Annotated in this window: 12 protein-coding genes; all 12 read right to left on the minus strand. The window is 37.9% G+C overall.

All coding sequences use genetic code 11. The features are described from left to right. Positions 1-12: 12 nt before the first annotated feature. Complete coding sequence (gnd, locus tag L3068_RS14825; RefSeq protein WP_023294999.1) at positions 13-1,419, minus strand: NADP-dependent phosphogluconate dehydrogenase; 1,407 nt, start codon at positions 1,417-1,419, stop codon at positions 13-15. A gap of 142 nt (positions 1,420-1,561) precedes the next feature. After that, complete coding sequence (locus tag L3068_RS14830) at positions 1,562-2,467, minus strand: glycosyltransferase (RefSeq protein WP_117581245.1); 906 nt, start codon at positions 2,465-2,467, stop codon at positions 1,562-1,564. Next, a complete protein-coding gene (glf, locus tag L3068_RS14835) occupies positions 2,464-3,570 on the minus strand; it encodes a UDP-galactopyranose mutase (protein WP_047344779.1) in 1,107 nt (368 codons plus the stop codon). The genes L3068_RS14830 and glf overlap by 4 nt, the downstream gene beginning before the upstream one ends. Position 3,571: 1 nt before the next feature. Then, a complete protein-coding gene (locus L3068_RS14840) occupies positions 3,572-4,390 on the minus strand; it encodes a glycosyltransferase family 2 protein (RefSeq protein ID WP_181969313.1) in 819 nt (272 codons plus the stop codon). 35 nt (positions 4,391-4,425) lie between these two features. Beyond that, entirely contained in the window at positions 4,426-5,589 is a 1,164-nt protein-coding gene (locus tag L3068_RS14845) for a glycosyltransferase (RefSeq protein ID WP_117581243.1), read from the minus strand. Then, positions 5,586-6,800, minus strand: a complete 1,215-nt coding sequence (wzy, locus tag L3068_RS14850; RefSeq protein ID WP_047344781.1) for an oligosaccharide repeat unit polymerase — start codon at positions 6,798-6,800, stop codon at positions 5,586-5,588. The genes L3068_RS14845 and wzy overlap by 4 nt, the downstream gene beginning before the upstream one ends. A 35-nt stretch (positions 6,801-6,835) precedes the next feature. Then, positions 6,836-7,855 carry a glycosyltransferase gene (locus L3068_RS14855; protein ID WP_214602733.1) on the minus strand — a complete coding sequence of 340 codons (1,020 nt, stop codon included), beginning with the start codon at positions 7,853-7,855 and terminating at the stop codon, positions 6,836-6,838. Then, complete coding sequence (locus L3068_RS14860) at positions 7,855-8,424, minus strand: acyltransferase (RefSeq protein ID WP_047344782.1); 570 nt, start codon at positions 8,422-8,424, stop codon at positions 7,855-7,857. Before L3068_RS14860 ends, L3068_RS14855 begins: the two co-directional genes overlap by 1 nt. Before the next feature lie 2 nt (positions 8,425-8,426). Further along, on the minus strand, positions 8,427-9,527 hold the full coding sequence (gene vioA, locus L3068_RS14865; RefSeq protein WP_047344783.1) for a dTDP-4-amino-4,6-dideoxy-D-glucose aminotransferase VioA: 1,101 nt from the start codon (positions 9,525-9,527) through the stop codon (positions 8,427-8,429). 10 nt (positions 9,528-9,537) lie between these two features. After that, complete coding sequence (locus L3068_RS14870) at positions 9,538-10,965, minus strand: lipopolysaccharide biosynthesis protein (protein WP_047344784.1); 1,428 nt, start codon at positions 10,963-10,965, stop codon at positions 9,538-9,540. Between the two features lie 6 nt (positions 10,966-10,971). Then, on the minus strand, positions 10,972-11,838 hold the full coding sequence (rfbA, locus tag L3068_RS14875; protein ID WP_047344785.1) for a glucose-1-phosphate thymidylyltransferase RfbA: 867 nt from the start codon (positions 11,836-11,838) through the stop codon (positions 10,972-10,974). Then, entirely contained in the window at positions 11,839-12,912 is a 1,074-nt protein-coding gene (gene rfbB, locus L3068_RS14880; RefSeq protein ID WP_047344786.1) for a dTDP-glucose 4,6-dehydratase, read from the minus strand. Between the last annotated feature and the right edge of the window lie 319 nt (positions 12,913-13,231).

Raw genomic sequence — 13,231 nt, forward strand, 5'->3', positions numbered from 1 at the left:
AGTTAAATCAGATTAATCCAGCCATTCGGTATGGAACACACCTTCTTTATCGGTGCGTTTGTAGGTATGCGCACCGAAGTAGTCACGCTGTGCCTGAATCAGGTTCGCTGGCAGTACGGCAGCACGGTAGCTGTCATAATATGCCACGGCAGCGGAGAAGGTCGGAACCGGAATACCGTTTTGAACAGCGTAAGCAACCACATCACGCAGCGCCTGCTGATATTCATCCGCAATTTTCTTGAAATACGGTGCCAGCAGCAGGTTCGCGATACCCGCGTTTTCTGCATAGGCATCGGTGATTTTCTGCAGGAATTGCGCACGAATGATGCAGCCCGCACGGAAGATCTTCGCGATTTCGCCGTAGTTCAGATCCCAGTTGTTCTCGTCAGACGCTGCACGCAGCTGTGAGAAGCCCTGCGCGTAGGAAACGATTTTACCCAGGTACAGAGCGCGACGAACTTTCTCAACGAATTCCGCTTTGTCACCCGCTGGCTTAGCCTGCGGACCAGAGAGCACTTTAGATGCCGCAACGCGCTGCTCTTTCAGAGAGGAAATGTAACGTGCAAACACAGATTCGGTGATCAGGGACAGAGGTTCGCCCAGATCCAGAGAGCTCTGGCTGGTCCATTTACCGGTACCCTTGTTCGCTGCTTCATCCAGAATCACATCAACCAGGTATTTACCCTCTTCATCTTTTTTAGTGAAGATATCTTTGGTGATGTCGATCAGGTAGCTGTTCAGCTCACCTTTGTTCCACTCGGTGAAGGTTTCAGCCAGCTCTTCGTTAGAAAGGTTCAGACCGCCTTTCAACAGGGAGTAGGCTTCTGCAATCAGCTGCATATCACCGTATTCGATACCGTTGTGAACCATCTTAACGTAGTGGCCCGCACCGTCCGGACCGATATAGGTCACGCACGGTTCGCCATCTTCGGCAACCGCTGCGATTTTGGTCAGGATAGGTGCAACCAGTTCGTAGGCTTCTTTCTGACCGCCAGGCATGATTGATGGGCCTTTCAGGGCGCCCTCTTCACCACCGGATACACCGGTACCGATGAAGTTAAAGCCTTCAGCAGACAGTTCACGGTTACGACGGATGGTGTCGTGGAAGAAGGTGTTGCCGCCATCAATGATGATGTCGCCTTTATCCAGATACGGTTTCAGGGAATCGATAGCAGCATCGGTACCTGCGCCCGCTTTCACCATTAACAGGATACGACGAGGCGTTTCCAGAGACTCAACGAACTCTTTAACCGTATAGAAAGGAACCAGTTTCTTGCCTGGATTCTCAGCGATGACTTCTTCAGTCTTATCACGGGAGCGGTTGAAAACGGAGACGGTATAACCACGGCTTTCGATGTTGAGCGCCAGGTTGCGCCCCATCACTGCCATACCGACAACGCCGATCTGTTGCTTGGACATTACATACTCCTGTCAGGTGTGGTCACCGCGACTTATGCGCGGCTTGAATGTAGCTCTGATGTTAACCCAATTTTATCATGTGTGTGTAGGGACAATTGTGCCTAAAAGAGTAATAATCACTGAATATTACTGCATATAAAAATCACGGTCTATATTTATCATTATTTTTCAAAGAGAAGGAATCTCTGTATGCTTTTAAAGTAGTTAAAGCAAGTGACGTTTTTCCACGCAATATGGATAAGCCAAAATATCCAACCGTCAAAAATAATGGTCTCATTTTTACAAGGATAGAATTACCATGAACCCTTAATATATAAAAATGATTACGTAACATGAAATATCCCTTCCATGAATTTAAATCATTACCCTGGTTATTAACTAATAAGCGCGTTGCTGTAGCGCTTGGATGACAAAATATCTTATACCCATTATTTCTAGCACGAATTGAATAATCCAAATCATCGTTGAATATGAAAAACCTGGCATCAGGTTTGCCAATTTTATCTACAAGCTCTTTGGATATCAATGGACCTTCAAACGGAACACCATCAATTTCTACTGGCTCATGAAAAGGCTGCTTTTCGTATAATTCTTGAATTGTTAATTTTTTTGGGTTAATAATGAATGGCTCTGATAGATCATATTTCACAGGTGAAATTTCTGCACATGATCCATCTAGATTGAATCTCATTGGTTGCGTTATACCATTATTACAAAATTTAACAAGATGAGAAAGGCAATTAGGTGAAGGAAGCAGATCATCATCCATCAACCATACATAATCATATTCTTTGTTTTTAATAATGTCGAAACCATATGAAAAGCCGCCTGCACCACCAAGGTTTGCCCCAGTATTAAAATAGGTTAAAGCGACATTAGCACATTCTTTCTGCATTTCTTGGACTAATAAATGAGTACCATCCTGACTATTATTGTCGACAATAATGATCTCATTTATTGGATAGGACTGATTATATAAACCTTTTATTACTTTACTTAAAAACTCCTTGCGTTTATAAGTAACAACTAAAGCTATAACCTTCTTCATTTAGCTTCTAACTCCTTTTCGACAGCATTCAATGCAGAAGCTATAACTTGATGCATATCGTAATATTTATATTCAGCCAAACGGCCACCAAATAGAATATTGCTTAATGTTTTTGACTTTTGTTTATATTGAGAAAAAATCCTATTATTTTTGCTGTCGTTAACAGGATAATAAGGTTCATCGCCATGCTTGAATTCTTTCGGATATTCTTTAGTGATTACTGTTTTGGCTTGATTTCCAAACTCGAAATGTTTATGCTCAATAATACGAGTATAAGGGAAACAAGCATCAATGTAGTTTATCACCGCATTACCTTGGAAATTATCTGTTTCCAAAACCTCATTCTGGAATTCAAGCGTGCGATATTCAAGCTCACCAAACTCAAAATCAAAATATTTATCGATAGGTCCAGTATAAACAATTTTTGAAGCAGATTCGATCCATCTGTTTTTATCGTCAAAAAAGTCTACTTCTGTTTCAACTTCTATGCCATTAAGCAAGGATTCAATTATGCTATTATAGCCGCCAATTGGTATACCTTGATATTTATCATTAAAGTAATTATTATCAAAAGTAAAGCGTACAGGAAGTCGCTTAATAATAAATGGAGGAAGTGTTTTACAATCTCGACCCCATTGCTTTTCAGTATATTCTTTTATTAGTGTATTGAAGATATCTCTACCGACTAACGATATCGCCTGTTCTTCAAGATTTTGGGGGTCCTTCCCATCCATTTCCGCACTCTGGGAAGCGATTTTGCTTTTAGCCTCTTCAGGCTTAGTTACCCCCCATAATTGATAAAATGTATTCATATTAAAAGGTAAGTTATACATTTTACCTTTTGATATTGCTACCGGGGAATTTGTGAATCGATTAAATTCAGTAAGAGCGTTAACGTAGTCCCAAATTTTTTTATCATTTGTGTGAAAAATATGCGCACCATAAGCATGGACGTTTATACCCTCGATTTCCTTACAGTATATATTTCCACCAATATGATTTCTTTTTTCAATCACTTTAATTTTAAAACCACGTTTGTGCATCTCATGAGCAAAGACACAACCAAACAGCCCAGACCCGACAATAAGGTAATCATATTTCATTTCATTTACTCATCAATAAGAATTTAAAATAATCCAGACTAAACAATAAAGCATACTTGATATTTTTATTTATGACGGCTTTCTTAATATTTTGAATGAAAATCGTATAAGCAAGTTGTTTTTTAAAACAGCCTTCTGTTTTCCCGATTATCATATGAAATGCATACCGAGCTTTATTCAATTGATTCGTAATTTTTATACCCGTATCATCTCTATATATCAATGTATATGCTTTGCTTGTTGCAATTTTACCTTTCTTGACTAATCTTAGATAAAAATCATAGTCCTGAATGGCAGGCAGTTTTTCATCGAATCCTGAAGTTTCAAGGAAATATTTTTTCCTTACAAGAATTGAAGAAGTTGAACCTGGATAGTTACATTTAAGAAGCGCTTTATATTGTTCTTTATTAGGGATAACATTTAAGCTTTTTCTGACGCTATCTTTGGCAAAGTTTGTTATTTTTTTTCCAGAGTAGGCTAATGCAACTTTATCATCTTTAAAGCAGTTTATAAGCTTTTCTATATGCTCTGGCTCCCACATATCATCATCATCAAGAAAAGCAATAAATTCAGCTTCACTAAGGCTTGCACCCTGGTTCCTGGATTGGCATGCTCCACCATTACTTTTTTTTCTATGAAATTCTATATTTGATGAATCAGATATATTATTATTAAGCTCCATCCAAAACTGCTCATTAGTAAAGGAAGAGCAGTCATCCACAACAATTATTTTATTAATAGGATATGTTTGCGACTTGACACTGCGTATTGAGCTCATTATGAGTTCTAATCGGTTAAAGCAAGGGATAATTACATCCACTTTATTCCTAAGAGTCATTACCATCTCAACCTTTTTTAACAACCGTTTATAATATCTTCATATATTATTTCAAGAGATCTCGTGCATTTCTTTATATCAAAGTTTTTCTCGACAAACTCTCTGCCATTTTGACCCATTGATTTCATTAAATGCGGATCACTCAATAATTTATCTAAATATAAAGCCAACTCATCGCTATTATTTTCACCAAATCTAAAACCTGTTTCCCCATGAACAATACCCTCAGTAGCCCCACCCAATGCAGAAGTCACAACAGGTACACCACATGCTGCAGCCTCAAGGATTACCAACCCAAACCCTTCGGAATCACCATTCTTTGCGCGAATACTAGGTAAACAAAATACTGCTGTATTATGCAACTCCTCTATAATTTTTTCTTTTGAGCATGCACCTAAAAATTTCACATTTACTCCTAAAGTATGTGCTTGGTCATAAAGTTGAGGCTTCAATGGTCCATCACCAATAAATGTAATGATATGATCAGGGAATTTATCTTTTATTTTTGAGAATGCATCAAGCAGTACATGAGCGCCTTTTTTCTCTACCAAACGTCCTATAAATAAGATTTGTTTACGGTTATCAAACTTGTTAGTTGATACTGAGAAATTTAGAAGATCTATACCAATGTATGATATTTTTATTTTATCTGAAGGTATCCCAAACTCTATTGCTTTTTCTTTAACTGCTTGTGAAACAGCAATAAAATTTACGTTTTCATATTTAGCAATTTCATTTAATTTTTCAGGATATTTTTTTAGATGTATACCTTCTTTACCAGCCTTCCACCAATTTTTATCTATTGTTATATCATATCCATGAAGAGTAATAATGAGGGGCACTTGAATTTTTTTTAACAGAGGCCAATTTACAACAGCATCAACACCGAAATGTACATGGATCAGATCAGGTTTTATATTGTTCAACATAGCAAAGTCACAATAAGGTGAAAACCCAATAAGTTTATAAAAGTTCCTTTTAAAATTAGAGAATGTATTATATTTTTTCTCAAAGGTGACGTAATTTACATCTTTTAAATCAATACCATCAGACAACATAAAGTGTCCAACCAAAATCGGAGACCATTCCTGGTATGATAATACTTGCTCTTTAATAAAAGTCTCAGAGTATGGCAATAACTTAGTCCTAAAAACAACTATATTTTTTTGCGAAGCATTCATGACTTATATACCTTATGCTTCATTTTAAAAGCATTCAAGGTTAATACTAAACCTAGAAAAATTAATAATGTCTGAGCATAGTTATAAAATGGAATAAACCACCCATGGCATATCAAAAGTAATGACATGAACCATGTTAAGTTTGTTATAGCATTATTTTTATTTAACAACTTACTCATCCGGATACAAAAAAACAATGCAATCATCATTGAAAAAAATATGATGGATGAATATAGACCATGAAAGTAAACATATCCAAACACACCGATTTGTGAAGACCAAGTTGAAACTCCGTTAATACTTACGGCGGTAAAATCTTGTGCTGAAGTTATATTAGACAAATCAATTCCAAACATGCGTAAAAAAGCTGACACAATCCAATATAAGGAAAAGAAAGAGTATGTTGATCCTGTTAAATCAAAAAGCGTTGATAACCTCTCTCCGTTCTGAAGAAGATAATGTATGTTGCTTACACTTTGAAAGCGTTCAAGTGTTATGAATAAATAGCTAAAATAAATATCCATATCAATGTTGGACATTGCGGTGATAACTGTTTCAATTAAATTCGAGCCAGCATTGACACTTTGAACAATTGCATCCTTGATAATCCTTACAAATGGATATAATCCTATACCAAGTAAAGTAAATATACAAAGCTGGAAGAAGTTTAACGGATTTTTTTTTCTTAAAAGATAGAGACAAAACAATAATAATAATTGACCCGTTTGCCCACTCACTAAAATCAATATAATATATAGGATAAAATTAATATAATATAAAAAACGAGTACTGTCATATCTATAAAACAAATAGACAAGAACAAATAATGAAGGCTGGAAGAAAGAATTAAAGTAAAATATCAGTTTTGGCGCATCCTCTGCAACATCCTTACTTGCACCAAGTACACCGACACTAAAAAATATTGATGAGAACAATCCAATAATGACTATAGCAAAAACAAGCCAATCCAAAACAATTGAATTATTTAAATTAATTGTTTTTTTGACGGGTATGTTCTCAAAAATCCTAAATATAACTCTTTGCACAATAAAAAAAGTTAATAATACAATCAAAAGAGATAATAACAGCAATTCTGAATCTGCAGGGTATTCATACTTGAAATCCCCACCCAACATACCTAACACTCCAAAATATAATGTACATGATATATTCAGGAATATATATAGCGCAAATAAATATTTTCTCGTCATTGTTCTCTCAATTATTTCTTATAAGACTACCAAAATTATTTATTATGGGAGAATTTATTTTTCATTTTGATAAACAAACGAATGGCTAACGGAAATTTATGCATATAATTGAAGAATTTATGTCTAAAATCTAATTGCTCATTGTGCCCATTGGCTGCTTTAAGATATTCATAAAAATCTCGATAATTTCCAACTTTTACCGCACGAGTTGCTAATGATAAATAAATATATGCTTTTTTACGTGAAAAAGCTTTGTCGTATCCAGGAAAATCGTTTTGTGCAAAAGATAGAAATTCAATCAGTTTAAGATGTCTATTTTTATGCGTTGTGGTTTCTTTTTGTGTTTCTGTAGACCATGAGCCTAATGATGCTAATCGGTATACTGAATTTATATCTGGAATATATAACCCTCCGCTAGATTTCATCCCATAAAGTTCTAAAAATAGATCGCCCACAGGTGCGTTTATAAACCAATCAGGAATATTATCAATTAAGCTTCTATGAAACATATAAGATGCTGTCGGAGCGAATTGATTTAAACTATTTAAGACATCCTTAATGTGAAAAACTGTAGGGTTAGGCCCTTTATAAAAGGATCTTGATTCATTCAATATATTATTATTGAGCAAATAACAGGGGTGGAATGAAAATTTAATATGTGGATTTGATTCCATAGCCTCAAGCTGCACCTGCAACTTGTTATCATCAACCCAATAATCATCCCCTTCACAAAAGGCTATATAATTCCCTTTAGCATGAGAGAACACATTCAAAATATTTCCATTAGCGCCTAGATTTTCATCGACACCAACTGACTTTATTATACTTGGGAATTTTCGCACATATTGCTCTATAATCTCTTTAGTTGCATCAGAACTGCAATCATCAGAAACAAGAATTTCAAAAGGAAAGTTTGTTTTTTGTTTTAAGAAGCTATCAATCGTTTCAGAAATATAAAGCTCTTGATTATAAGTAATGCAACAAATGCTCACTTTAATTTCATGGATCGACGTAATCCAATTTTTTTTTATTTGCTCATCATTTATTTCTATCATTACTGACCCGGCTTTATGTTCAATTTTTTTTCAAGATCGATCATGCCCATACTTCTTTTTTTAGCTTTGTGCGCGGGATTACCTACATATATTGAAAAGGGTTCACAATCCGATTTTACAAGAGAAAGAGCACCTATTGCAGCCCCCTCGCCTATAACTACGCCTGGTAATATAACGCAACCAGAACCAATGATAACATGTTTATTAATGGTAACGGATGCATGGCAAACATTTGTTAGTTTAGTTGGAACCATTGGGTTTGTCATAAATTCACCAGAGTAATCATCGTTACTAGAATAAATCGAAACCCGTGACGAAATATTTGAAAAATCCCTTAACGTGATTTTCCCCGCACCGATCAAAGAGGAATACACCCCAATATGTATATAATTCCCGATAAATACCCCACCCACTCCTGCGGAAATAACACAATAATCGTCTATTCGAACATTGTTCCCGATATGAATTTTAGATATACCGTAGAATGATGCTTTCGTTGATATATGAACATTTTCTCCAATGGAAGCAAATCCCATTTTTTCAATTTCTTCACGGGTTAAGATAGCCATTTCTACCCTCGAATAACATTTATAATACGCGAGAAATCTTCTTTACTTAATTCGTTGAAAATCGGTAAACACAATACCTTATCAGAGATAGCATTTGATAAAGGAAGATTCTCAACGGCAGCTGATTCAATGCCTCTGTACATTGGCATATTACTGATCAATGGATAGAAATAGCGACGAGAAAGAATGTCATTCCGTTTTAGCTCTAGGTAAAGCTCATCTCTTGAAACACGAAATTCAGGTTCAATCAACACAGGGAAATAAGAATAGTTACTGTTTGAATATTCTGATGGTGCAGGAACAGTAATACCCTTGATACTCGTAAGCGCTTCACGGTAGGCCAGATCAATTTTTTTACGCTGCTCAATTGCGCTGTTGATATGCTTAAGCTGAACCAGCCCAAAGGCAGCGTTGATTTCACTCATTTTTCCGTTGATTCCTGGCGCCGTTACGGTGAGTTCATCAGCAATACCAAAATTCTTTAATCTGTCAATTCGTTGTTTAGTCTTGGCATCCTGACAAATAATCGCCCCACCTTCAAATGTATTGAATACTTTTGTAGCATGGAAACTGAGGATAGACATATCGCCAAATCGTAAAATGCTTTGGCCTTTGTAATTAACCCCAAAAGCATGAGCGGCATCATAAATCACGCGCAGGCCGTAATTGTCAGCAATTTCCTGAATAGCTTCAACATCACAAGGACTGGAATAACAGTGCACAGGCATGATAGCTGTTGTATTTGGCGTGATGGCAGCTTCGATTTTCTTTGGATCGATATTGAACGTCTTAGGATCAATATCGACGAATACCGGCTTCAACCCATTCCATAAAATAGAATGGCTGGTCGCAATGAAGGAGTATGGGGTAGTGATCACTTCACCTGAAATACGCAGGGCCTGAAGAGCTGTAATGAGTGCAATGGTAGCATTATTAAAAAGAGATATGTGCTCAACACCCAAATACTCACACAGTTCTTTTTCGAGTTGCTGATGGAAAGGTCCATTATTAGTCAACCATTTATTATCCCAAATTTGTTCCAGGTAAGGAATAAACTCGCTGAGCTCAGGAAGAAACGGTTGAGTCACTGGTATATTTTTCATTTAGTTTTCTCTATTCTTTGATAGACAACACAATCTTAAATAATTTTCTTTGCGTGAGGTAAATTAAGACTACATATATACCAGGCGCTAAAGTTAACATTGTAACGATCTGCCAAATATAATGTGCCGTAAGATAGACAGCAGTCATTTTAGCAATTAAACATGAGGTCATGGTAATCAACCAGATAGGCGAAATTTCTTTGAATTGGCGCCATACCGTTAACCCGGTTAATTTCCCTGTATAATAAGTATTTAACAAAAGAGCAAAATAAGAATGAATTAATAATCCAACACACATAAGATATATGCTGTAATTCATCGTTACTGCTATAATACAAATACCTATGATTTTTTTTATAATTTCTAACTTCAGAAAAAGATCGCTACGGCCTTTGACTTGAAGCACGTTCAGATTAATTGCATGTATGGGATAAAGCATATACGCTAAAGCAAGAACGGCAACAAGTTCAGCAGCCTCTTTCCATTGCACACCTAATACTAGTTGCAATAACGGTTGTGCAAGTATGGCAACCCCAGCCATTAGTGGAAAAATAAATAATGCAGCCACTTTCATGGTTAGCAAATAATACCCATCCATCTTATGCTGATCACTTTGCATATGGCTAAACATAGGATAGGTAACACGTTGAATAATGTTGGTCATTGTCATAGCAGGTATGCTAGATATCTGGTTGGCTTGAGTGAATTGCCCAACATTTTCCGCATTAAATCTTTTACCGATAATGATTTGATAGAGATTATTGTAAGCTGTATCAAGTAGACCAGAAATTAGTAATTTACCTCCAAAACCAAAGAGATAATCAAACGATTTTTTTGAAAAGCAAAAGACCGGAACCCAGCGTGTTATAAAATTAAGAAAAACAGCGCTGAGCACGGCTGTGGTTAGCGTTTGTGCTACCAGAGCCCAAACGCCATAACCATTCAACGCCATAATCAAAGCAACGCCGCCTCCCAGAACAACCGAGCAGATCGAGGCTTTTGCTTGCGCTTTAAAATTCATCGAGACTGTCAAAATTGTTCTAGGCACCACTGAAAAGCTGTTAGCCATCAGCGTTAAACCTGTTACTTTTGTCAATAAGACTAATTCTGGCTGTTGATAGAAATCAGCTATGTAACCTGAGCTTATATAAAGTAGAATATAGAAACAAAAGGCTACAATGATATTAAAATAAAATGCCGTTGAATAATCTACATCGCTACGGTCGGTCTTTCTTATCAGTGCTGAGCTAAATCCGCTATCAATAAAGACCTGGCCTATCGCAATAAAGATAGCTAACATCCCGATTAGACCGAAGGCTTTGGGACCTAAGAGACGCGCTAAAATCAGCATCAAAATGAGCTGAACACCCTGTGAGAGTATTCTCTCAAGAGCGCTCCATTTTAGACCATTGACGGTCTTGCTTTTAAGTTCAGACACTGTGCATTACTTAACAAGTTGAGAAAGATACTGACCATAACCATTTTTTGACATCATGGCAGCCTGCTTCAACACGTCTTCCTTTGCCAACCAACCGTTGTTATACGCAATCTCTTCCAGACAAGCGACTTTAAAGCCCTGTCGAACTTCGATAGTTTCAACAAACTGTGCTGCCTGTAAAAGGCTTTCATGAGTGCCTGTATCCAGCCAGGCAAAACCACGACCTAGCATCTCAACAACAAGATTACCCTTCTCGAGGTACATTTGGTTTATTGATGTTATTTCAAGTTCACCTCGCTCAGAGGGCTTAACTTTCTTTGCAAATTCAACAACTTCGTTTGTATAAAAATACAAACCTGTCACTGCATAATTACTTTTCGGCTTAACAGGTTTTTCCTCTATAGAGAGCACGTTGCGGTTTTCATCAAATTCTACAACACCAAATCGCTCTGGATCTTTAACCTGGTAACCGAAAACAGTTGCTTTTGTTGTTGCCCGAACAGCAGCCTCTTTTAATTTCGGCGAGAACCCCTGTCCATAAAAAATATTGTCTCCTAACACAAGACAGACAGGATCATTTCCAATGAACTCTTCACCAATAATGAAAGCTTGGGCAAGTCCATCCGGTGATGGTTGAATTGCATATTGCAGTTTCAAACCGAGGGCGGAGCCATCGCCAAGGAGACGTGTAAATCCTTCCTGGTCTTCCGGGGTGGTAATTATTAAAATATCTCGTATACCAGCAAGCATTAAAACCGATAATGGATAATAGATCATCGGTTTATCATAAATAGGTAATAACTGCTTCGAAACACCCATAGTTATAGGATAAAGTCGAGTTCCGGAACCACCAGCTAAAATAATGCCTTTCATTTATACTAACCCCAGACGCTCACGTTGATAACTTCCATCCTGCACTCGAATGCACCATTTTTTATTATTCAGATACCATTCCACTGTCTTACGAATTCCACTTTCAAACGTCTCTTCCGGCTTCCAGCCCAGCTCAACGCCAATTTTATGTGCGTCAATTGCGTAGCGCCGATCATGCCCTGGACGGTCAGCGACGTAAGTAATCTGATCGCGATAGGAGCCTTCTTTCGGCACGATTTCATCCAGCAGATCGCAGATGGTGTGTACCACATCCAGATTCTGCTTTTCGTTATGCCCACCAATGTTATATGTTTCACCCGGCTTACCTTGGGTTACAACGGTATACAGCGCACGCGCATGGTCTTCAACATACAGCCAGTCACGTATCTGGTCACCTTTGCCGTAAATTGGCAGCGCTTTACCGTCCAGAGCATTCAAAATCACCAACGGGATCAGCTTTTCAGGGAAATGATACGGGCCGTAGTTATTTGAGCAGTTAGTCACAATCGTAGGGAAACCGTAGGTACGCAGCCACGCGCGTACAAGATGATCGCTGGAGGCTTTAGAGGCGGAATACGGGCTGCTTGGCGCATAGGCTGTGGTTTCGGTAAACAGCGGCAACTCAGCAGACGCAGGATGTTCATCAGGGTGAGGCAAATCACCGTACACTTCATCAGTTGAGATGTGGTGGAAACGAAACGCCGCTTTAGCCGCATCATCTAACTTCAACCAGTAGGCACGGGCGGCCTCCAGAAGGACATAGGTACCCACAATGTTAGTTTCAATAAACGCAGCAGGGCCGGTAATAGAACGGTCAACGTGACTCTCTGCCGCAAGGTGCATCACCGCATCCGGTTTGTGCTCGGCAAAAATGCGATCCATAGCGACTTTATCGCAAATGTCTGCATGTTCAAAGACATAACGATCGCTATCATTGACGTCGGTCAGTGACTCCAGGTTACCGGCATACGTCAGTTTATCCACATTGACGACCGCATCCTGGGTATTCTTAATAATATGCCGCACAACCGCTGAGCCGATAAATCCGGCACCGCCCGTAACAAGGATTTTCACGTTAGCTATTCCATCTATTGGGTTTATCGAGATATTGATGCTCTGGAACCCGATTAATAATAATGATTTCAGAAATTTTGCACGCTACCGCCCCTGGCTTAACAGCTACCAGTGCACTGAGCGATAGTTAGATAAAGGATTTTGGGTCTGATTACAGACGAAAAACTGCCGTTAATTGTCGTCCTAAATGGCCCTGGAAACAAGCACAAATCGTTACAAATCAGCCCACAATTGAATCAGATAACTGCATGTTATTGCTAGAATTAATAATAAAAAACGGCAGTTACCATTTTGGTTATGTTCGACATAGCCAAATGAT

The sequence above is a fragment of the Enterobacter cloacae complex sp. ECL414 genome (genome assembly GCF_021869685.1).
Classification (GTDB): domain Bacteria; phylum Pseudomonadota; class Gammaproteobacteria; order Enterobacterales; family Enterobacteriaceae; genus Enterobacter; species Enterobacter kobei.